Origin of the sequence: Rhodosalinus sp., assembly GCF_041685465.1 — a bacterium.
Classification (GTDB): Bacteria; Pseudomonadota; Alphaproteobacteria; order Rhodobacterales; family Rhodobacteraceae; genus Rhodosalinus.
In genome coordinates, this window is sequence record NZ_JAWLFS010000001.1 from 1 (window position 1) to 21767 (window position 21767).

At 69.5% G+C, this 21767-nt stretch carries 19 protein-coding genes; 5 read left to right on the forward strand and 14 right to left on the reverse strand.

Annotation, left to right across the window (positions count from 1 at the left end; genetic code table 11):
• Positions 1-107: 107 nt before the first annotated feature.
• The 14 genes from hemA to bchF all read right to left on the reverse strand — a co-directional run bounded on the left by hemA (position 108) and on the right by bchF (position 15705).
• A complete protein-coding gene (gene hemA, locus ACESL7_RS00005) occupies positions 108-1322 on the reverse strand; it encodes a 5-aminolevulinate synthase (protein ID WP_372890143.1) in 1215 nt (404 codons plus the stop codon).
• Complete coding sequence (gene puhE, locus ACESL7_RS00010; RefSeq protein ID WP_372890145.1) at positions 1312-2133, reverse strand: putative photosynthetic complex assembly protein PuhE; 822 nt, start codon at positions 2131-2133, stop codon at positions 1312-1314. The genes hemA and puhE overlap by 11 nt, the downstream gene beginning before the upstream one ends.
• Positions 2133-3269, reverse strand: a complete 1137-nt coding sequence (gene acsF, locus ACESL7_RS00015; RefSeq protein ID WP_372890147.1) for a magnesium-protoporphyrin IX monomethyl ester (oxidative) cyclase — start codon at positions 3267-3269, stop codon at positions 2133-2135. Before acsF ends, puhE begins: the two co-directional genes overlap by 1 nt.
• The gene (locus ACESL7_RS00020; RefSeq protein ID WP_372890149.1) at positions 3266-3562 is read right to left on the reverse strand and encodes a hypothetical protein; all 297 of its coding nucleotides are present in this window, start codon (positions 3560-3562) and stop codon (positions 3266-3268) included. Before ACESL7_RS00020 ends, acsF begins: the two co-directional genes overlap by 4 nt.
• A 17-nt stretch (positions 3563-3579) precedes the next feature.
• A complete protein-coding gene (puhC, locus tag ACESL7_RS00025; protein WP_372890151.1) occupies positions 3580-4047 on the reverse strand; it encodes a photosynthetic complex assembly protein PuhC in 468 nt (155 codons plus the stop codon).
• Between the two features lie 28 nt (positions 4048-4075).
• Positions 4076-4711, reverse strand: a complete 636-nt coding sequence (gene puhB, locus ACESL7_RS00030) for a photosynthetic complex putative assembly protein PuhB (protein WP_372890154.1) — start codon at positions 4709-4711, stop codon at positions 4076-4078.
• A gap of 19 nt (positions 4712-4730) precedes the next feature.
• Positions 4731-5501 (reverse strand): photosynthetic reaction center subunit H, encoded by a 771-nt coding sequence (gene puhA, locus ACESL7_RS00035; protein WP_372890156.1) that lies wholly within the window; start codon positions 5499-5501, stop codon positions 4731-4733.
• Positions 5502-5531: 30 nt separating this feature from the next.
• On the reverse strand, positions 5532-6971 hold the full coding sequence (locus ACESL7_RS00040; protein ID WP_372890158.1) for a PucC family protein: 1440 nt from the start codon (positions 6969-6971) through the stop codon (positions 5532-5534).
• The gene (gene bchM / locus ACESL7_RS00045; protein ID WP_372890160.1) at positions 6968-7648 is read right to left on the reverse strand and encodes a magnesium protoporphyrin IX methyltransferase; all 681 of its coding nucleotides are present in this window, start codon (positions 7646-7648) and stop codon (positions 6968-6970) included. The genes ACESL7_RS00040 and bchM overlap by 4 nt, the downstream gene beginning before the upstream one ends.
• Complete coding sequence (bchL, locus tag ACESL7_RS00050) at positions 7648-8466, reverse strand: ferredoxin:protochlorophyllide reductase (ATP-dependent) iron-sulfur ATP-binding protein (RefSeq protein ID WP_372890216.1); 819 nt, start codon at positions 8464-8466, stop codon at positions 7648-7650. The genes bchM and bchL overlap by 1 nt, the downstream gene beginning before the upstream one ends.
• Positions 8467-8764: 298 nt before the next feature.
• Positions 8765-12337, reverse strand: coding sequence for a magnesium chelatase subunit H (locus ACESL7_RS00055; RefSeq protein ID WP_372890162.1), 3573 nt, complete (start codon positions 12335-12337; stop codon positions 8765-8767).
• Entirely contained in the window at positions 12327-13919 is a 1593-nt protein-coding gene (gene bchB, locus ACESL7_RS00060) for a ferredoxin:protochlorophyllide reductase (ATP-dependent) subunit B (RefSeq protein ID WP_372890165.1), read from the reverse strand. Before bchB ends, ACESL7_RS00055 begins: the two co-directional genes overlap by 11 nt.
• The gene (locus tag ACESL7_RS00065) at positions 13916-15202 is read right to left on the reverse strand and encodes a ferredoxin:protochlorophyllide reductase (ATP-dependent) subunit N (protein ID WP_372890167.1); all 1287 of its coding nucleotides are present in this window, start codon (positions 15200-15202) and stop codon (positions 13916-13918) included. Before ACESL7_RS00065 ends, bchB begins: the two co-directional genes overlap by 4 nt.
• Positions 15199-15705, reverse strand: a complete 507-nt coding sequence (gene bchF, locus ACESL7_RS00070) for a 2-vinyl bacteriochlorophyllide hydratase (protein ID WP_372890169.1) — start codon at positions 15703-15705, stop codon at positions 15199-15201. Before bchF ends, ACESL7_RS00065 begins: the two co-directional genes overlap by 4 nt.
• Positions 15706-16033: 328 nt before the next feature.
• On the opposite strand from bchF, the gene ACESL7_RS00075 reads away from it, so the two are divergent.
• The 5 genes from ACESL7_RS00075 to nusA all read left to right on the forward strand — a co-directional run bounded on the left by ACESL7_RS00075 (position 16034) and on the right by nusA (position 21754).
• Positions 16034-16804, forward strand: coding sequence for a cobalamin B12-binding domain-containing protein (locus ACESL7_RS00075; protein WP_372890171.1), 771 nt, complete (start codon positions 16034-16036; stop codon positions 16802-16804).
• 51 nt (positions 16805-16855) lie between these two features.
• Positions 16856-18295, forward strand: coding sequence for a transcriptional regulator PpsR (gene ppsR / locus ACESL7_RS00080; RefSeq protein WP_372890173.1), 1440 nt, complete (start codon positions 16856-16858; stop codon positions 18293-18295).
• Positions 18296-18412: 117 nt separating this feature from the next.
• Positions 18413-19285: a zinc metalloprotease HtpX gene (locus ACESL7_RS00085; RefSeq protein ID WP_372890175.1), complete on the forward strand. Its 873-nt coding sequence runs from the start codon at positions 18413-18415 to the stop codon at positions 19283-19285.
• Between the two features lie 269 nt (positions 19286-19554).
• Positions 19555-20124, forward strand: coding sequence for a ribosome maturation factor RimP (rimP, locus tag ACESL7_RS00090; RefSeq protein WP_372890177.1), 570 nt, complete (start codon positions 19555-19557; stop codon positions 20122-20124).
• A gap of 4 nt (positions 20125-20128) precedes the next feature.
• The gene (gene nusA, locus ACESL7_RS00095) at positions 20129-21754 is read left to right on the forward strand and encodes a transcription termination factor NusA (RefSeq protein WP_372890179.1); all 1626 of its coding nucleotides are present in this window, start codon (positions 20129-20131) and stop codon (positions 21752-21754) included.
• Positions 21755-21767: the final 13 nt, after the last annotated feature.

Below are 21767 nucleotides of genomic sequence, written 5' to 3' on the forward strand. Positions count from 1 at the left end.
CCGAACGACGACCGCCGCGTCCGGAGGGGCGCGCCCGAACGATGACCGCCGCGTCCGGGGGACGCGGCGGTGCGAAGAGGGACCGGAGGGACCGATGCGCGCGGGGCTCAGGCGACCTCGTGGGCGAGGGCGCACTGCTTCCAGAGCACGGTGAGCGCGTTGATCAGATGGTCGATGTCCGCGTCCGTGTGCCAGGGCGAGGGCGTGAAGCGCAGCCGCTCGGTGCCCTTGGGCACCGTGGGGTAGTTGATCGGCTGCACGTAGATCCCGTAGTCGCGCATCAGGATGTCGGCGAGCATCCGGCATTTCACCGGGTCCTTGATCATCACCGGGATGATGTGGCTCGGGTTCGGCAGGTGCGGGATGCCCGCCCGGTCGAGCCCGGCACGCAGCCGCGCCACGTTGCGCCGCTGCGCCTGCCGCTCGGCGTCGGACTCCTTGAGATAGGCGATCGAGGCCTGCGCCGCCGCGGCCACCGCCGGGGGCAGCGCGGTGGTGAAGATGAACCCGCTGGCGAAGCTCCGCACGAAGTCGCAGAGCGCCGCGGAGCCCGTGATGTAGCCGCCCACGACACCATAGGCCTTGCCGAGCGTGCCTTCGATCAGCGTGATGCGGTCGGCCAGCCCGTCGCGTTCCGAGACGCCGCCGCCGCGGGGCCCGTAGAGGCCCACGGCGTGCACCTCGTCGAGGTAGGTCATCGCGCCGTGCTTCTCGGCGACCTCGACGATCTCCTCCATCGGGCAGATGTCGCCGTCCATCGAGTAGACGGATTCGAAGGCGACGATCTTCGGCGCGTTGGCCGGCAGCGCGGAGAGCTTGGCGTCGAGGTCCTCGGGGTCGTTGTGTTTCCAGATGACCTTTTTCGCGCGGGAGTGGCGGATGCCCTCGATCATGCTGGCGTGGTTGAGCTCGTCCGAGAGGATCACCGCGTCGGGCAGGCGGCTGCCGAGCGTGGACAGCGCCGCCCAGTTCGAGACGTAGCCCGAGGTGAAGAGGAGCGCCGCCTCCTTGCCGTGCAGGTCGGCGAGCTCGTGCTCCAGCGCGACGTGGTGCGCGTTGGTGCCCGAGATGTTGCGCGTGCCGCCGGCGCCGGCGCCGCAGCTCTCGATCACCTCTTTCATCCGCTCGGTGACGACCGGGTGCTGGCCCATGCCGAGGTAGTCGTTCGAGCACCAGACCGTGACCTCGGCCGGTGCGTCGTCGTCGTGGTTGCGCGCGCGGGGGAATCTCCCGCACTGCCGCTCCAGATTGGCGAAGCGGCGATAGTTGCCCTCTTCCTTCAGGGCGTCGAGCTGGGTCTCGAACAGCGCTTCAAAGTCCATGAGCGTCCTCCGGTCCGTAAGTCGTTGTCTTGGGCGCACGGCGACGCTCGGGGAGCATCCAGCGCCAGAGTTTCGCGTCCTGCCACGGGATCACCATGAGCCAGTGCTCCAGCAGGGCGAGGGCGGTCAGCGCGGCCAGCAGGGCGAAGCCCACGGTGGCCGCGGTCGTGTCGGCCGCGATCAGACGCTCCACCCAGCATGCGGTGGCGGCGGTCAGAAGCGAGACCGAGAGCGGGAAGAGCCGGTTGATCCGCCCGGTGCGGAAATGGCTCGGCAGATGCGCGAGCGCGTCGGGGATGAACTCCAGGTTGATCTTGGGCACCCCGTAAAAGAGGTTCAGCTTGGCCGAGATGCGCGCGGCGAAGAGCACCCCGAAGGTCCAGAGTCCGAAGAGGTTCTCCGCGCCCCAGCCGATCAGCGCCATGGCGATCAGCAGCCCGACGAGCAGCATCTCGTGATAGGCGATGGTCCCCCAGGCGCGCAGGAAGCGTTCCCCTTCGCCCACGCTTGCCGGGCAGGGCCGGGCCGCCGGCCCGGTGATCTGCCCGGTCAGGAAGGCGAGCTCGACCCAGCCCCAGATCGCCAGCGCCGAGAGGAAGGCGCCGTAGACCGCCGCCGGGCCGCTGCCGCCGAGGGTCGCGTGATAGCCGAAAAGCCCCGCCGCCAGAAGCGGCAGGGTCCAGAGCGTGGCCGCGGTGTTCGCCCGCGGCCCCCGCCGGTCCGCGAAGCGCACGAGGGCGAGGATCGCCCCGGTGGAGAACCACCAGGCAAAGAGCGCGACGAGCGCTGCGATCCAGCCCGAGGCGAACATCAGTAGACGGGCTCCAGACGGGGGCTCTCGGGCACCTGATGCGTCTTCGCCGGGATCGTGTAGAGCGCCGCGAAGGTCATCGCGGCGCGGGCGCTGTTCGTCCACTGCTTGAGCTTGCCGCCGACGCCGCCCTGCTTCTTGCCCTCTGCGATCGCCACGTTGGCCTTGTGCAGCCGCTCGAGGTTGCGCTGCCAGCGCGGGTTCTCGATGTCGAGCGTGATCGGGAAGATCTGCTCCGACAGCGCGCTCGTCTTGGTGAAGACCTCATGCGCGTACCAGTCCGGGTCCACGCCGATCGCGGCGTGGAACGCCGGACGCTGGTGGTCGCGGACGTACATCGTCGCGAAGACGGCCGTCAGGAAGAACTTGATCCAGAGGACATTGACGCCGCGCGTCAGCTTCGGATCGGTCTTCATCAGCAGCGCGAAGGCCTCGCCGTGACGGAACTCGTCGCCGCACCACTCCTCGAACCACTTGAAGATCGGATGAAACCGCTTCTCGGGGTGCTTCTCGAAGTGGCGGAAGATCGTGATGTAGCGGGCGTAGCCGATCTTCTCGCTGAGGTAGGTGGCGTAGTAGATGAACTTCGGCCGGAAGAAGGTGTACTTCTTCTTCTGCGTCAGGAACCCGAGGTTCACCGCGACGCCCGCCTCGCGCAGCGCGTCGTTGATGAAGCCGGCGTGCCGCGCCTCGTCCCGCGCCATGAGCTGGAAGAGCTGCGTGATGTCCTCGTTGTGGCCGCGCCGCTTCATCTCCTTGTAGAGGACGCAGCCCGAGAACTCCGCGGTGCAGGAGCTGATGAGGAAGTCGATGAACTCCTTCTTCAGCTTGGGATCCATGTTGTCCCAGTCGACGTGATCCCAGGTCTCGTCCTTCTTGAAGTGGCCCTTGTTCGGGTCCGCCTCCATCTCGTCGATCAGCGCGTCCCAGTCCTCGCGGACGGGCGTGACGTCGATCGCGTCGAGCTCGTCGAAGTCGGTCGTGTAGAAGCGCGGGGTCAGCAGCGTGTTCTGCATCGCCGTGTCGGTGGCCGACTTGCTGTCGAACTTTGCCTGCTCCTCCTGGATCGCGATGCCTTCCTCGGCGGTCGTCGCGTCGGCGGAGTGCTTGGGCATCGGGTGTGTGGGCGCGTTCATAGGTCCACCTCCTCGGAGAACGAGAATTCGCAGAGCTCCATCACCTCGACGTCGCCTGTCAGGCGCGTCCAGAACCGTTCGAGGCCGGAGGCGCGCACGATGATCGCGTCGCGGTCCTCGGTCACGACCTCGCCGAAGGCGGCCATGATCTCGGGGCCCTTCACCTTCACCTCGTCGCCGGGGTGGACGACCGCCCCGTTGTTGAAGCGCACATGCGCGTGCAGGCTTTCGAACCTGTGGCTCACCTCCACGGTGCAGGGCGCGTGTTCGATTTCTCGCGTCAGAAGTCCCATGTCTCGGTTCCCTTTCGTCACTCGCGCAGAAGCTTGGCGAAGGCTTCCGCGTTGTCCCGACCGAACCCCATCAGGTCTGCTCCCCACCCGGTGGAGGGATCGTGGACGGAAAAGCGCCCGTTCTCGTGGCGCCGCAGTTCGACGGGGCCGTCGAGGGCCACGCCGTGCTTGGTGCGCTCTCGGTCGAGCACACGGTACACGCCGGACACGAAGCCGCCTTCTTCGGGCGACAGGTCGGCGATGAGCGTCCCGTCCTCCGCCCGCACGCTGGCGGCGCCGGACATGTCGCCGTCGAGGTAGAGCAGGCGCGTATGCGTGATCGCGCTCTCCGGCGGGGTCGAGGTGACGGGACGGTCCGTCCAGACCGCGATCGAGACGATCACGAGGACGGTCATGACGAGCCCGAACATCGCGCGCACGAGCACGGTGGGAACGATCCTGTGTTCCGGCGTGTAGGTGCGCGGCGGGCGGGCGGTGTGCGACATCTTCAGGCTCCTCCCTCGGATTACAATTTCACTCGGCGGCCACCGGGGCAACCGGCGCGTCGGCACGGGCCACCTGCGGCTCGGCCACGCGGGTCTCGGCGGCCTCGGCCAGCAGGCCCGCGACGCGCTCGGCGTCCGGGATGCAGCGCAGCGCCGGTTCCGGGTGCCTCAGGTGCCACGGCCGGACATGCGGCCAGAGCACGAGGTAGCTGAAGCGGGTTTCGCCCATGAGCTCCAGCGCGATGGTGCCGGTGCCGCGGCGGCGCAGGTCAAGATTGGCGTTCGCGATCTGCGTGTAGGGCAGGTTGAGCGTCACGGTGAGCGCCGCGCCGACACGCATGGCGACGCGGCGATTGGTGATCGTGTAGACCGTCGCCCGCGCCTGCACCCACGCGACGAGGGCGAGCAGGGCGCAGACGATCAGCCCCATGACGATGAAGGGCGTCGAGATCGCCACCGCCTGCGTGACGGGCATCAGGCCGATGGCGGCGACCAGACGCCATGCCGCGAGCAGGACGAAATAGCCCATCACCCACTTCAGGTTCATCGACTCGAAGGCGAGTGCCCAGGCGTCGGGGCGGCCCTGCCAGAGGATGCGCTCGCCCTCCGGCGGCGTCTCGGGCAGGCCCTTCACGGGTTCGAATGCGAAATCGTCGTGCGACATGGCGTCGGGTCCTTTCCGGTCAGAGTTGCGGCTCGAGCCGCTCCTCGTCGGCGTAGATCACGCCGCCGGCGTAGTAGGCGGCGATCTTGTCCTCCTCGAGCAGGGTCACCTGCCGCGGCGAGGCGTGGCTCGGCACGTTGGCGAAGTGCTTGGCGTAGATCGTGCGGATCTTGACGTGGTCGCGCTTGATCACGGCGAGCGTCATCGGCACCAGCCGCTTGCCCTGGCCCCACTCGGGGTCGAGCTGATACTCGAGGAAGCGCACGAGCTGCTCGGGTTCGTCGATCCACATGTCGGTGACCGTTCCGACCACCACCTTGTCGCCCGACATCACCGGCAGCCCCCGCGGATCGCGGCCCGCCGCGACGTGGAAGTTCTCGGTGGCCGCCATCGGCACGATCTTCGGGTGGCCGTGGCCGTCGAGCTCCGGCACGTCGCGCCGCTGCACCCAGGCCGCGGGGCCGATGCCGTCGACGAGCGGATCGCCGGTCGGCACGAAGGGATAGCCGCGGATCGGCTGCGTCTGCTCCATCGCGAGGTCCTCGCGCTCCTGAACCTGCTGGGAGGGATAGGAGACCTCGCCGCGCCCGTGCGCCAGCTTGAAGGTCTTGTCCTCCGGCAGCGGGAAGACGCTCGGCGTCGGCGCCGCATTGCCCTGCTCGTCCTCGAGCGGGTAGCCCTCGCGCATGTTCTCGCGCTGAAGGTAGACGATGAGCCCGAAGAAGAAGAGGTAGAAGAGCCAGAGCGACAGGCTCGCCAGGTCGAACTCTCCGAAGAATGTCTCAGTCATGGTGCTTTCCTTTCGAGAGGCATGCAGCGGTCATGTCGGCATCTCCGCGAGACCGAAGCGGCGCTGCTCCGGTTCGGACCGCGCGGGGCCGGCGTGTTTCACGAGCGGGCCGATCGCCACGAGCGTGACGAAGAGAAGCCCGATCTCGAGGTGGTAGACGAAGGAGTATCCGGTCGCCGGGTCGTTCAGCGCCTCGCCCAGCCGCCCCGAGAGCGCGGCGTGGTTGACGAGATCGCGCAGCCCGCCGCCGAGCGCGATGGAGAGGCCCGCCGCCGTCGCCTGCGCCGCGCCCCAGGCGCCGAGCGCGAGGCCGCGGCCCGCCGCGCCCTCGGCCGGCATGGTCATCGCCGCCGTCAGGGTGGCCACAGCGAACATGCCGCCCCCGAAGCCGATGAGCGCCGCGCCGGCGAAGAAGATCGCGCCCGACTCCATCGGCGCGGCGAAGATCACCGTCGAGAAGGCGGCGACCCCGATCAGCACGCCCATGGCGGCCATGCGGTAGGCGTTCGAACCCCGCGCCAGCATCCGGGCGGCGAGCGCGAAGGACAGGAGCGCGCCGCCTGCCCAGATCGCCGTCAGCAGCGTCGTGGCCGAGACCGAAAGGCCGAGGATCTCGCCGCCGTAGGGTTCCAGCAGCACGTCCTGCATGTTGAAGGCCATGGTCCCCAGGAAGACCACCGCGAGCAGCCGCCCCGCCGTGCCCCCGGCGGCCAGGTCGGCCCAGGCGTCGCGGAAACGCGGGCGCGGCGCCTCGCGCTCCTCGCGGGTCATCGGGCTGACCTTTTCCTGCTTCCAGAGCGCCACGAGGTTCAGCAGGATGCCGGCCAGCGCCACGCCCTGCACCACGCGCACCAGCGTGAAGGGCGCGAAATCCCGCAGAAGCCAGCCGACCACGATGGCCGAACCGCCCATGCCGATCAGGTACATGACGTAAAGCAGCGCCACGACGCGTGGCCGCGTCTCCTCGGTCGCGCGGTCCGCCGCGAGCGCAAGGCCCGCGGTCTGCGTCATGTGCATGCCGAGCCCTGCCATCAGGAAGGACACCGCCGCCAGCACCTCGCCGGCCCAGGCCGGGCCGACGGTCTGCTGCCCGCCGAGCACGAGGATGGCGAAGGGCATCACCGCGAGCCCGCCCATCTGCCAGAGCGAGCCGAACCAGAGGTAGGGCACCCGCTTCCAGCCGAGCGCGCTCCTGTGGGTGTCCGAGCGGAAGCCCAGCAGGGCGCGGAAGGGCGCGATCAGCACCGGCAGCGCGATCATGCTGGCCACGACCAGCGCGGGCACCGAAAGCTCCACGATCATCACGCGGTTCAGCGTGCCCAGCAGCATGACCATCGCCATGCCGACCGAGACCTGGAACAGCGAGAGCCGCAGAAGCTGGCTCAGCGGCAGGCCCTCGCTCGCCGCGTCCGCGAAGGGCAGGATCTGCGTGGTGAACCGCGCGAGGGGACGGAGGCGCCAGAGACTCATCGCGACACCTCCAGCGCCTGGGAAATGTAGAAGCCCCGCGCGACGCGCTCGAGCACGCGGAGCCGCGCAGGCGTGGCCGCCTCGCGCAGCGCCCGGGCGAGGCGCTCGGGCGCATGCGGCACCATGGTGGGCGAGCGGTCGGAGCGCGGGAAGAGCTTGCCCGCCTGCCACATCGCCATCAGGAGCGGCGTGCGCGGCGCGACCGTGAAGACGACCCGCCCCTCGGTGCGCCGCGCCAGCACGTCGAGCGCGCGCGCGAGATCCGGCAGGCGGTAGTAGATCAGGCTGTCCATCGCCACGACGTGGTCGAAACGCCCGTGGGCGGGATCGAGCATGTCGCCGGCGGCGAAGGTCACCCGCCCCCGGCAGCCCTCCGGCAGCCGCGCCTCGGCGATCTTCACGAGCGACGGCGAGATGTCCACCGCCACCACCTCCGCGCCGCGCAGGGCGAGCTCGGCCGTCATCGGCCCCGCCCCGCAGCCCGCGTCGAGCACCCGCACGCCCCGCAGATCCTCGCCCAGCCGGCCGAGGATCTGCATGCGCATCGTCTCGCGCCCCTGGCGCACCGTCTCGCGGATCTTCGAGACGGGCGCGTCCGAGGTCAGCCGCTCCCAGGTGCGGGTCGCGGTCTTGTCGAAATAGGTCTCGACGCGGGACAGGGTGCTCTCGTAGCTCATCAGTCGAAGCCCAGCAGCTCGAAGATGTCGCGATCCTCCATCGGCTCGGGCGCAAGGCCCTCGGTGCCGTTCCAGAGCGTCTCGGCAAGGCGCACGTATTCCTTGCGCGCCATGACGATGTCCTCCTCGTCGGGCATCTCGAAGAGCGTCTTCTTCTTGAGCCGCGAGCGCCGGATCGCGTCGAAGTCGGGCATGTGCGCCAGCCGCTGGAAGCCCACTTCCGCGCAGTAGCGGTCCACCTCGTTCGTGTCCCTGGAGCGGTTGGCCACGCAGCCCGCAAGGCGGACCTTGTAGTTGTTGGCCTTCGCCCGCACCGCGGCGATGATCCGGTTCATCGCGTAGATCGAGTCGAAGTCGTTCGCGGTCACGATCATCGCCCGGTCCGCGTGCTGGAGCGGCGCGGCGAAACCGCCGCAGACCACGTCGCCGAGCACGTCGAAGATCACCACGTCGGTGTCTTCCAGCATGTGGTGCTGCTTCAGGAGCTTCACCGTCTGCCCCACGACGTAGCCCCCGCAGCCCGTTCCCGCGGGCGGCCCGCCGGCCTCCACGCATTGCACGCCGTTGAAGCCCTCGGTCATGAAGTCCTCGGGGCGCAGCTCCTCGGCGTGGAAGTCGACCTCCTTGAGGATGTCGATCACCGTGGGCTGCAGGTGGCCGGTCAGCGTGAAGGTCGAATCGTGCTTCGGGTCGCAGCCGATCTGCAGCACCCGCTTGCCGAGGCTCGCGAAGGCCACCGACAGGTTCGACGAGGTCGTCGATTTCCCGATGCCCCCCTTGCCGTAGACCGAAAAGACCTTCGCGCCCTCGATCTTCATCGACGGGTCCTGATGCACCTGGAGCGAGCCCTCGCCGTCCTCGCCCTTCCCGATCTGCGGCGGCGCGCCGAGGCCGCGTTTCTTCAGGCCCTCCTGTTCGCGGGCATTGGCCCTCGCGGCCGGCGGCAGCTTGCTGTCGAGCGGACTCATGGGTGTCTCCCTTTCACGTCTGCGGCGGCGCGTTCCCGTCCCGCGCCGCTCGGGTCCTTCTTCTTGGTCGAAATATCCCGGGGGGAGTCGGCGGAGCCGACGGGGGGCAGCGCCCCCCGGGCCACGGTTCCGTATGCCCCCGCCCCGGTCATTCCGCCGCGATCCCTTCCATCCGGTCCTCGAGCGCGTCGGCCGCGTCCTGCAGCGCCGCGAGCGTCGCCGCGTCGGGCTGCCAGTAGGCGCGGTCCGAGGCTTCCAGAAGGCGGTTCGCCATCCGGCTCGAGGCCTGCGGGTTGAGCTCCGCGAGACGCGCGCGCATCTCGTCGTCGAGCACGAAGGTCTCCGAGATCCGCTGGTAGACCCAGGGCTCCACCGCCCCGGTCGTCGCCGACCAGCCGAGCGTGTTGGTCACCTGCGCCTCGATCTGGCGCACGCCTTCCGAGCCGTGGGTCAGAAGTGCCTCGTAGAACTTCGGGTTGAGCGAGCGCGACCGCGTCTCGAGCGAGACCTGCTCGGCCAGCGTGCGCACCTTGCCGGTGCCGCGGGTCGTGTCGGAGATGTAGACCTTGGCTTCCTGCCCGCCACGCGCGCGCTTCACCGCGCGCGAGATGCCGCCCAGCGTGTCGAAGTAGTGATCCACCGTGGTCACGCCCAGCTCGACCGACTCGAGGTTCTGGTAGGCGAGTTCCACGTCGCCGAGCGCCGTGCCCAGAAGCTCGGGCTGCGCCGCCGCCTTGCCGTCGCGGCCGTAGGCGAAGCTCTTGCGCGTCTGGTAGGCGTCGGCCAGCTCGTCCTCGTCGCCGAAGGCAGAGCTGTCCACGAGTTGGTTCACGTTCGAGCCGTAGGCGCCCTCGGCGTTGGAGAAGACGCGCAGGGCGGCGGTTTCCAGGTCGCAGCCGATCTTCTCGGCGTAGGCGAGCGCATGGGCGCGGACGTAGTTCTGATCGACCGGCTCGTCGGCGGTCGCCGCCTTCCACGCGGCTTCCGCCAGCATCCGCGTCTGCAGCGGCAGCAGGTCGCGGAAGATGCCCGAGAGCGTCATGATCACGTCGATGCGCGGGCGCCCCAGCTCCTCCAGCGGGATCAGGTCGGCGCCGGCGAGGCGGCCGAAGCTGTCGAAGCGCGGCACGGTGCCCATGAGCGCCATCGCCTGCGCGATCGGCCCGCCGTCGGACTTGATGTTGTCCGACCCCCAGAGCACCATCGCCACGCTCTTCGGGATCTCCGCATGGGTGGCGAGCAGGACCTCGGCCTGCTTCGCCCCCTCGCGGCAGGCGAACTCCGTGGGCATCCGGAAGGGATCGAAGGCATGGATGTTGCGCCCCGTGGGCAGCACATCCGTCGAGCGGATGAGATCGCCGCCCGGCACCGGCGCGGTATAGCGCGCATCGAGCGCCTTCAGGAGCGCCGGGATCTCGTGGTCCTGCGACAGGAGTTCGGCGACCCGCGCCTTCGTCTCGTCGTCGGCGCCCTCGATCAGGCCGAGGTAATCGGTCACCTGCGCCTCGGTCATCGGCCGGCCGAGCACATGGAGCCCCTCGGGGATCAGCGCGTCCTCGGTCTCGAGGAGCTTCAGCCACAGCGCCTCTGGCGGCGTGCCGCCCATGTCCACCGCCTCCGCCTGCTCGGCGATCAGCGCCTCGAGCTCGGCGCGCGCCGGGTCGCTCTCGGCCATCCCGCGCCAGCGCGTGAGCGAGTCCTTGAGCTCCGAAAGTCCCTTGTAGAGCCCCGAGGCGGCGAGCGGCGGCGTCAGATGGGTGATCGTCACCGCGCCCGAGCGCCGCTTGGCGAGGCTCGCCTCGCTGGGGTTGTTCGAGGCGTAGAGATAGATGTTCGGCATCTCGCCGATCAGCCGGTCGGGCCAGTCCATCGCGCCCATGCCGGCCTGCTTGCCCGGCATGAACTCCAGCGCGCCGTGCATCCCGAAGTGCAGGATCGCGTCGGCGCCGTAGGTGTTGCGCAGCCAGAGGTAGAAGGTGACGAAGGCATGCGTCGGCGCGAAGCCCTTCTCGAACAGAAGGCGCATCGGATCGCCCTCGTAGCCGAAGGCCGGCTGGATCCCGACGAAGACCTTGCCGAACTGCGCGCCCAGCACGAAGACGCCGCGCCCGTCGGACTGCACCTTGCCCGGCGCGGGACCCCAGACCGCCTCGATCGCCTTCAGCGGCGGGGTATTCTTCACGATCTCGTCGGCGCTGACGTGCGCGGCGACATTCGCCTCCTGCCCGTACTGCGCCGCGTTGCCCTCCAGCACCGCGGCGCGGAGGCTCTCCACGCTCTCCGGCGGCTCGAGGTCGTAGCCCGCCTCGGCCATGCGGTGCAGCGTGTTGTAGAGGCTTTCCCAGACGCCGAGATAGGCCGCCGTGCCCACCGCCCCCGCGTTCGGCGGGAAGCCGAAGAGCACCACGCCGACCTTCTTCTCGGCGTTCTCCTTGCGGCGCAGACGGATCTGGCGCTCCACCCGCTCGGCGAGGCTGTCGATCCGCTCGTGGCAGGGCGCCATGTCGCGGCTCTCCTGCTCGACCTGGCAGGCGTAGCGGCAGCCCTTGCAGGGCTCCGTGCCGTGACGCCCGGCGAAGACGCAGGGGTTCGTCGCGCCGTCGAGCTCCGGCAGCGCGATCAGCATCGTGGTCTCGATCGGCCCGAGGCCCTGGCTCGACTCCGCCCATTGCGCGAGCGTCTGGAACTCCAGCGGATGCGCGGCGAGATAGGGCACGTCCAGCCCCTCGAGCACCTCGACCGCCGCCTCGCTGTCGTTGTAGGCCGGCCCGCCCACGAGGCTGAATCCGGTGAGCGACAGGAGCGCGTCGATCTTCGTCCCCGCCTCGTCGCGGAAGAAGCGCGCGATCGCCGGCCGCCCGTCGAGCCCGCCGGCGAAGGCCGGCAGCACGCGCAGGCCCTTGGCCTCCAGCCCGCGGATCACCGCGTCGTAATGCGCCGTGTCGCCCGACAGGACGTAGCTCCGCATCATCAGCAGGCCGACCGTGCCGTTGGGCGCCTCCGGCGCGGGCAGCGCGGCCGGATCCTCGGTGATCCGTTCGGCCAGGTCCGGGTGGTAGAGGCCGACCTCCGGGTATTCCACCGGCGCCGGCGCCTCGCCGCCGCGCCAGGCCTCGTGGCGGCAGTAGCGCGACATCAGGAAGCGCAGCAGCGACTCGATGTTGTCGTCCGACCCGCCCAGCCAGTACTGCATCACCAGGAACCAGGCGCGCAGGTCCTGCGCCTTGCCGGGGACGAAGCGCAGGATCTTCGGCAGGCGGCGGAGCATCTTCATCTTGCTCTCGCCCGAATCGCCCGAAGGCTTCGAGGAGCCGCGCAGCTTCTTGATCAGCTTGCGCATCCCCGAATCGGGCGCCGACATGTCGAGCGTGCCCATCTTCGTCAGCCGCACGATCTGCGCGTCCGCGATCACGCCGGCCATCGCGTCGCAGCGCTCCCGCGCGGCCTCGAGATGCGGCAGGATCGGCTTCACGTGCTCCTCGAGGAAGAGCAGGTTGGCGATCACGATGTCGGCGCTCTCCACCGCCTCGACGGCCCGCTCGAAGGCGCCCGGCGTCTCGCCCCATTCCGCGGCCGCGTGCAGCGAGACGTCGAGCCCCGGAAACTCCGGCGAGAGCCGCTCGGCCACCCGGCGGCAGGCGCTCGCCGCATGGGCGTCGAGCGTGATGATCGTCACGCGGTAGCCGGGCCGCTGCCCTGTCAGGCCGGTTTCATCGCGCATAATGGGCCTTCGCTTCGTAGAGGGTGTCCACGTCGATCTCGGCGACCCCGCGCTCGCGCGCGAAGGCCTCGGTGTTCCGCTTCGCCTTGCCGCGCACGAAGAAGGGGATCTTCTTCAGCTCCTTCTCCGCCGCCGGCCGCCAGACGATCTCGATCCCGCCGACACCTGCCGGTCCTTCTTCTTGGGTCGAAATATCCCGGGGGGAGTCCGGCGCAGCCGGACGGGGGGCAGCGCCCCCCTCCTCGGCGGGCTCGGCCGGGCGCTGCGCCGGGGAATGGGCGGCGTGGTGCGACGGTCCGGCGTCGTCGTTGAACTCGAAGTCCTCGCGGAACATGTGCAGCAGGTGCTCCTCGAGCCCCATGACGAGCGGGTGCACCCATGTGTCGAAGATCACGTTCGCGCCCTCGAAGCCCATCTGCGGCGCGTAGCGCGCGGGAAAGTCCTGCACGTGCACCGGGGCGGAGATCACGGCGCAGGGGATGCCGAGGCGCTTGCCGATGTGGCGCTCCATCTGCGTGCCGAGGATCATCTCGGGCGCGGCGGCCTCGATGGCGGCCTCGACCTCGAGGTAGTCGTCGGTGATCGTGGCCTCGACGCCGTAGTCCTTGGCCACGCGGCGGATGTTGCGCGCCTGCTCGCGGTTGTAGCAGCCGAGGCCGACCACCTCGAAGCCCATCTCGTCCTGCGCGATGCGCGCGGCGGCCGCGACATGGGTGCCGTCGCCGAAGAGGAAGACGCGCTTGCCGGTCAGATAGGTCGAATCGACGCTCGCCGAATACCACGGCAGGCGCAGGCGGCTCTCGTCGGTCTGCACGGGCAGGCCGGTGATATCGCTCACTTCCTTGAGGAAATCGCGCGTCGCGCCGACGCCGATCGGCACCGTCTTGGTGAAGGGAAGGCCAAGCTCCCGCTCCATCCAGCGCGCCGCGTTCTCGGCGGTCTCGGGGTACATCAGCACGTTGAAATGCGCCGCGCCGAGGCGTGTCAGGTCCTCGGGCGTCGCGCCCATGGGCGCGACGACGTTCACGCCGATTCCCATTTCTTCAAGGTGGCGGGCGACCTCGGTGATGTCGTCGCGGTGGCGGAAGCCGAGCGCGGTGGGCCCGATCAGGTTGGCGGTGATCGCTTCCGTCTTCTCCACCGGACCGGCGAGCGCCTTCACCAGCTGGAAGAAGGTCTCGTCGCAGCCGAAGTTCTCCTTGCGCTGGTAGGAGGGCAGCTCCAGCGGCACCACCGGGATCGGCATGCCCATCGTCTCGGCCATGCCGCCGGGGTCGTCCTGGATGAGCTCCGCGGTGCAGGAGGCGCCGACGATCATCGCCTGCGGCTGGAAGCGCGCGTAGGCGTCCTCGCAGGCGGTCTTGAAGAGATCGGCGGTGTCGCTGCCCAGGTCCCGCGCCTGGAAGGTGGTGTAGGTCACCGGCGGGCGGTGGTCGCGCCGCTCGATCATGGTGAAGAGCAGGTCGGCGTAGGTGTCGCCCTGCGGCGCGTGGAGCACGTAGTGCAGGTCGGTCATCCCCGTTGCGACGCGCATCGCGCCGACGTGGGGCGGGCCTTCGTAGGTCCAGACGGAGAGCTTCATTCCGCGGCCTCCAGCTTGAGGAGGTCATGCCGGCGGAGCGGCCGCGAGAAGAGCCCCGCGAGGTCGCCGGCCTGTTCGTAGAAATGGACGGGCGTGAAGACGAGCTCGATCGCCCACTTGGTGGTCAGCCCCTCGGCCTCCAGCGGGTTGGCGAGGCCGAGGCCGCAGACGGTGAGATCGGGCTGCGCGGCGCGGCAGCGGTCGAGCTGCAGGTCCACGTCCTGCCCTTCCGAGATCACGGGCCCCTCGGCGAGCAGGTCGAGATCCGGCGCGACCACCTGCTTGTTGATGTAGGGGGCGCCGACCTCGACGGCCTCCATGCCGCACTCGCGGGTCAGGAACCGCGCCAGCGGCACCTCGAGCTGGCTGTCGGGGAAGAAGAAGAGCGAGCGGCCGTTGAGCGTTTCCGCCGCCTTCGCGACGGCCTTGCGGGCGCGGGCGCGGGGGGCGGCGGTGACCTCTTCGAAGCGCTCCTCGGAGACGCCGAACTCGGTGGCCACGGCGCGGAGCCAGGCGGTCGTGCCCTCCTCGCCGAAGGGGAAGGGCGCGGGCAGGTGGCGCGCGCCGCGGCGCTCCAGCGCCGAGAGCGTCTCGCCGAGGAAGGGCTGCGTCAGCGCGACGACGGTGTTCGGGCCGACGCCCACCTGATCGCTCGCCCGCGCGGCGGGCAGCACGGTCACCGGGCCGACGCCGAGCTTTTCCAGCAGGTCGAGCGCCTGGTCCTCCACCACGTCCGGCAGGGCGCCGACGAGCATGAGTTGCCGGCGGTCGGTCTCGGGCAGGACGGGCACCATGGAGGCGAGGCAGGCGTCCTCGCCCTCGGTGAAGGTCGTCTCGATGCCGGAGCCGGAGTAGTTCAGCACCCGCACGCGTGGCGCGTGGCGCTGGGTGAGTCGCTCGGCGGCGCGCGAGAGATCGAGCTTGATGACCTCCGAGGGGCAGGAGCCCACGAGGAACAGCTGCCGGATGTCGGGGCGCCGGTCGAGCAGGCGTTCGACCTCGCGCTCGAGTTCCTCCTGCGCGTCGGCGAGCCCGGCAAGGTCGCCCTCCTCGAGAATCGCGGTGCCGAAGCGCGGTTCGGCGAAGATCATCACCCCGGCGGCCGACTGCAGCAGGTGCGCGCAGGTGCGCGAGCCCACCACGAGGAAGAAGGCGTCCTGCATCTTGCGGTGGAGCCAGATGATTCCCGTCAGCCCGCAGAACACCTCGCGCTGGCCCCGCTCCTTGAGGACGGGCGCGTTGCGGCAGCCCGCGGCGGGCGGTGGGGAGAAGCTCTCGGTCATGCGGCCTCCCTGGCGGCGTCGGCATCGGCGGCCTCAGCGGCGAGGCGCGCCATGCGGAGTTTCCAGAGGAACTGGCCGGCGTTGACGACGTAGGCGAGGTAGGCCGCCAGCGCGATCGCCATCTCGGCGGACGCGCCGTAGGCGCCGGTCCAGAGTGCGTAGAGATACCAAGTGTGCAGCGCGATCACCCCGAAGGAAACCACGTCTTCCCAGAAGAAGGCCGGGGCGAAGAGATACTGGCCGAACACGACCTTCTCCCAGATCGCGCCGGTGATCATGATGGTGTAGAGGACGCCGGTCTTGACCACGATCGACCAGGTCGCGGCCGCGTAGCCCTCGCCGGTGGCGAGGAAGCGCAGAACCAGCGCGAGCGAGACGAGAAACACCAGAAACTGCAGCGGCGCGAGCAAGCCCTGCACGAGCGTCCAGACGCTCTCGTCGCGGCGCTTGCGCTGCTCCGGGGTGTAGAGCGCGGCTGCGGCCTGGGTGTGGTGATCGCCCATTTCTCCTCCACGGGCTCGGATGGTGTTGAGACGATGCTAGGGGGGAGACGCGGAAAGTGTCAATCCTAATTTACACCCGTCCGATCGAGATATGTAAGCCCGCGTGGACGCGCGCAGGGGGCGGGCCATTCCGGCGCGGGGCAGATGGTATCGTATCGAAACCACTTGAAAAAAAGGAAAAATTTCTCCGTCCAAAAACAGGCGCTAAGCGTTCCGGGGCGCCGCGAAGGTGTCAGGAAGGTTTGACAGCCTCCTTGCGGGCGCCGCAAACTCTCCCACGCGAGGCGAGTCGCAACGCCTTGGACCTGCCTTGGGGATGGAGGGCACCATGAAAGACGCCATGGACACCTGCAGCGAAGGCCCCGACGAAAGCCCCGGCATCCGCAGCCTCGCCGAGTCGGCGCTGCGGATCCTGGCCGAGCGCAAGCAGGGCGCGCGCGCGGCCGACCGGCACGACTGGGTCGAGCGGCTGTGCGATGCGGTGGTCTCCGACTCGGAGACGAGCCATCACCGGGTGATCTCGTCCATGGTATCGAGCGGCATCACCAGCGACGATGTCTTCGACATCTACCTGCCCGCCGTCGCCCGCGAGCTCGGCGAGCGCTGGGTCCGCGACGAGGCGGGCTTCGTGCAGGTCACGCTCGGCACCGGGCGGTTGCAGACGCTGATCCGCGAGCGCGCGGGCGTGGGGGCCGGGGGCGCCGACGGAACCGGCCGCGTGCTGATGGTGCTGCCGCCCTTCGAGGCGCATGCCCTGGGCGTGTTCATCGCCGCCGACCAGATCCGCCGCGCGGGCCACGCCGTGCATGTCTCCGTCGGCCCCGAACCGTCCGAGCTTGCCCGGATGCTCGAGGACCGCGACTTCGACATGGTCGGCCTGACCTGTGCCACCCGTCGTGCAATCGGGCGGCTTCGTGATTATATCCACGAGGTGCGGTCGGCCGTGTCCACGGCGCCTCCCCTCGTCGTCGGCGGGCCGCTGGTGCCGCAGGTCCGCGACCTTGCCGAGATTTGTGGCGCCGATCACGCTGCTGAAACATGCGAGGCCGCCCTGCGCGCCTGCGGTCTTGTATCGGCGACGGAGTCGCTATGTATATGACACCAGCCGGGAGCGGGGGGGCTTCGCGGCGCTAACGTCGAAGGGACCGCCGTGACCAAACAGGCCCGGATGTCGGATCGGATACGTGTCGGTGTCCTTCCTGCGCCGTCGCGCATCGAATGGATCATCGAGCAGTTCGCCGACCTCGCCGTCGCGATCGACCGCGACGGCCGGGTGCTCGGCCTGTCGGTGAGTCCCGAAAGCCCCTATCTCGGGTGTCTCGATCACTGGGTCGGGCGTGACTTCCGCGAGTTCCTGACCGAGGACAGCCGCTCCAAGTTCGAGGATCGCATCGCCACGGTGCTCGCCGATCCGGACGCGGTGGTGCGTCCGATGGAGCTCAACCACGTGGACAACGCGAACTGGGAATTCCCGATTCGCTACACGATTCACGACGCGGGCGAGGATCACGGTATCCTGCTGCTCGGCCGCGACATGCAGCCCTTCGCCGACATTCAGCAGCGGCTGGTGCGCGAACAGCTCGCGCGGGAGCGCGACGCGGAGCGGTTCCGGGGCGTGGAGACGCGGTACCGCGTGGTCTTCGACGCCTCCGAGACGCCGATGGCGATGGTCGAGCCCGACACCGGCCGCGCGCTCGACCTGAACCGTGCGGCGATGCAGCTTCTGTCCGTCAAGACCGACAATCTGAGCGCCAACGCCTTCGCGCAGTGTTTCGAGGGCCGCCGCAAGGGCGAGTTCGGCGAAGCGCTGAAGGCCGCGGCGGCGGCGGACGACGCACAGGGCGTGTCGACGGTCCTGCGCCGCACCGGGGCGGACGTGCGCCTCTGTCCGGAGTTCTTCCGCGCCTCGGGCGAAGTCTCCCTGCTCTGCCGCATCCTGCCGGTCCTGGACGAGGATCAATCCGGGCGCGAGTTCCAGCGCGCGCTGTCGCAACTCTACGAGAGCACGAGCGACGCCATCGTGCTGACCGACGCCAAGGGCGCCGTGCGCGAGGCGAACGAGGGCTTCCTGCGCCTCACCGACGCGGCGCAGCTGCGCGACGTGCAGGGCCGGCCGCTGGCCGATTTCCTCGCCCGCGGCGCCGTGGACATGAAGCTCATCTTCGAGCAGCTCGACAAGACCGGGCGGCTCAGGGGCTACGCCGCACAGGTCGAGAGCGTGGTGGGCATGCGCGCGACGGTCGACATCTCCGCCGCGCGGCTCAACGGTCGCACCGACCGCCAGATCGGCTTCATCCTCCGCGAGGCGAGCGCGACGCAGGCGATCTCGGTCGCCGAGGCGGGCGCCACGATGAGCGAGGAGGCGATGACCAACGTCATGGACCTTGTCGGGACCGCCTCGCTCAAGGAACTCGTCGGCGCGACCACCGACGTGGTCGAGAAACTCTGCATCGAGACGGCGGTGCGTCTCACCGACAACAACCGTGTCGCCGCGGCCGAGATGCTCGGCCTGTCGCGGCAGAGCCTCTACGTGAAGCTCCGCAAATACGGCCTTCTCGACAACAGCGCGGATGCGGGCCGCGACGAGTAGTCCCCGCCCGCGCCCCCGATCCGTCCCGACGTGCAACCGAGCGGGGAAAGGATGCTGCGGCCGTCGGCCGGACACAGGGTTACAAATCTCGCGCAGTCGCTGCTTCTGATCGCGGCGATGGCGGGGGTCGCGTGGGTCACCCTCCGCGCCCTCGTGGGGCCGGACCTGGCCGCGGCGATCGCCGCCGGCGGCGGCCTCGGCCTGTTCTTCGCGCCCCGGGTGCCGAAGCGGATGCTGCTCGGCGCCTACGGCGCGCGCCCGCTCGGCCGGCGGGAGTTTCCGCTCGGTCACGCGCTCCTTGCCGAGCTCGCGCGACGGGCGGGGTTGCCGCGGGCGCCTGCGCTCTATTACGTGCCGAGCCGCGTGCCCAATGCCTTCGCGCTGGGCACCCCCGGGGACAGCGCGATCTGCGTCACCGACGGGATGCTGCGCCTCCTGAACCGCCATGAGTTTGCCGGCGTGCTCGCACACGAGATCAGCCACGTCGCGCACCATGATCTCCGGATCATGGCGCTCGCCGATCTGCTGGCGCGGATCGTCTCGCTCGCCGCCTGGGCGGGGCAGATCATGCTCCTGATCAACATCCCGCTGCTGCTGGTCGGGGCGACGGTGATCCCGTGGCACCTGCCGCTTCTGCTGATCCTCTCGCCGGCCTTCGTCGCGCTTCTGCAACTCGCGCTCTCGCGCACGCGCGAATACGAGGCGGACCGGGGCGCGGTCGCGCTGACCGGCGACGCGGAGGGGCTCGTCGCCGCGCTCCGCAAGCTGGAGCGCCGCGTCGGGTCCCTCTGGGAGGAGATCGTCCTGCCCGGACGGCGCATTCCCGAGCCCTCGCTCCTGCGCACCCATCCGCCAACGGAGACGCGGGTCGCGCGGATGCGCGCGCTCGCGCCGCCGACGCCGCGTCCCGCGCTGCCCGAGGGGGACGTGACGTGGCGACCCGCGGCCGCGCCGCTGCCGCGCTTCGGCCGCTTCGGCGTCTGGCGCTGACGGGCAGGGGGCGCTGACGGGCAGGGGGCGCTGCCCCCTCTTGGCCTGACGGCCAATTCACCCCCGGAGTATTTGGACCAAGATGATGGGCACGGGGGCGCGACCCCGCGGCGGGCGCGGGTTAATCGGGGCGCAGGCCTTGCAGACTCGGCGCGGGCCGCGTATATGCCTCGCAACAGCGGTTCGCCGGACCCGAGGGCCAGCGACCACCGGGATCTTCGGACGGGCCGCCTGCCCGCCAATCTGTCGCCCGGAGCCGCAGGATCTTCATGAGCCTGATCGCCAAGACCGCCATCGACCGGCGCCTCGCCGAGATCGTCCAGCCCGTGATCGAGGACCTGGGCTTCGAGCTCGTGCGCGTCCGGCTGATGGGCGGCAAGACCCAGACCCTGCAGATCATGGCCGAGAAGCCGGAGGAGGGCATCGAGGTGGACGACTGCGCCGAGATTTCCACCGCCGTTTCGGCGGTGCTCGACGTGGAGGACCCGATCCTCGACGCCTATACCCTCGAGGTCTCGAGCCCCGGCATCGACCGGCCGCTCACGCGGCTCCGGGATTTCGCGGATTTCGAGGGCCACGAGGCCAAGCTCGAGACCGCCGAGCCGATCGACGGGCGCCGCCGCTTCAGGGGCGTGCTCGCCGGGGTGGAGGACGACGAGGTGCTGATGAACCTGCCCGAGGGCACGGTGGGGCTGAAGTTCGACTGGCTTTCGGATGCCAAGCTCGTGCTCACCGACGCGCTCATCACGGACATGCTCAGGGCGCGCAAGGCCCGGCCGCTCGACGAGGGCGCCTACGACGAGATCGAGTCACACCCTGCGGGGACCGAAGAGGAATAACGCCATGGCCATCACCTCAGCCAACCAGCTCGAACTGCTCCAGACCGCCGAGGCGGTGGCGCGCGAGAAGATGATCGACCCCGCGCTCGTCGTGGAGGCGATGGAGGACAGCCTCGCCCGGGCCGCGAAGAGCCGCTACGGCAGCGAGATGGACATCCGCGTGTCCATCGACCGCAAGACGGGGCGCGCGACCTTCACCCGCGTGCGCACGGTGGTGCCGGACGAGGAGCTCGAGAACTACCAGGCCGAGATGACGGTCGAGGAGGCCGGGCAGTACATGGACGACCCCAAGGTGGGCGACGTCTACGAGGAGGAGGTGCCGCCGGTCGAGCTTGGCCGGATCGCCGCGCAGTCGGCCAAGCAGGTGATCCTGCAGCGTGTCCGCGAGGCCGAGCGCGACCGCCAGTACGAGGAGTTCAAGGACCGCGCGGGCACGATCATCAACGGCATCGTCAAGCGCGAGGAGTACGGCAACATCATCGTCGATGTCGGCCGGGGCGAGGCGATCCTGCGCCGCAACGAGAAGATCGGCCGCGAGAGCTATCGCAACGGCGACCGCATCCGCGCCTACATCAAGGACGTGCGCCGCGAGACGCGCGGGCCGCAGATCTTCCTCTCGCGCACCGCGCCGGAGTTCATGGCCGAGCTCTTCAAGATGGAGGTGCCGGAGATCTACGACGGCATCATCGAGATCAAGGCGGTGGCCCGCGACCCAGGGAGCCGCGCGAAGATCGGCGTCATCTCCTATGATTCGTCGATCGACCCGGTGGGCGCCTGCGTCGGCATGCGCGGCTCGCGCGTGCAGGCGGTGGTCAACGAGCTTCAGGGCGAGAAGATCGACATCATCCCGTGGAACGAGGATCAGGCGACCTTCCTCGTCAATGCGCTGCAGCCCGCCGAGGTGGCCAAGGTGGTCATCGACGAGGACGCGCAGCGCATCGAGGTGGTGGTCCCCGACGAGCAGCTCAGCCTCGCCATCGGGCGGCGCGGGCAGAACGTGCGGCTGGCCTCCCAGCTCACCGGCCTCGACATCGACATCATGACCGAGGAGGAGGAGAGCCAGCGCCGCCAGAAGGAGTTCGAGGCGCGCACGCAGCTCTTCATGGATGCGCTCGATCTGGACGAGTTCTTCGCGCAGTTGCTCGTGTCGGAGGGGTTCACCAACCTAGACGAGGTCGCCTACGTCGAGATGGACGAGCTTCTCGTCATCGACGGGGTGGACCAGGAGACCGCCGAGGAACTCCAGACGCGCGCCCGCGAACACCTCGAGGCGCAGGCGCGCGCGGCCCTCGAGCGCGCCCGCGAGCTTGGCGCGGAGCAGAGCCTCATTGACTTCGAGGGTCTCACGCCCCAGATGGTAGAGGCGCTGGCGAAGGACGGTGTGACCACGCTGGAGGATTTCGCGACCTGCGCCGACTGGGAGCTCGCCGGCGGCTGGACGAGCGTCGACGGCCAGCGCGTCAAGGACGACGGCCTTCTGGAGCCTTTCGACGTTTCGCTCGAGGAGGCGCAGAACATGGTGATGACGGCCCGCGTGATGCTGGGCTGGGTCGATCCTGAGGATCTCGTCGCCTCGGAGGCGGATGCAGCCGACGACGGGGACGAGACAGTCGAGGAGGCCACGGCCTGAGCGGCGGCGCGAC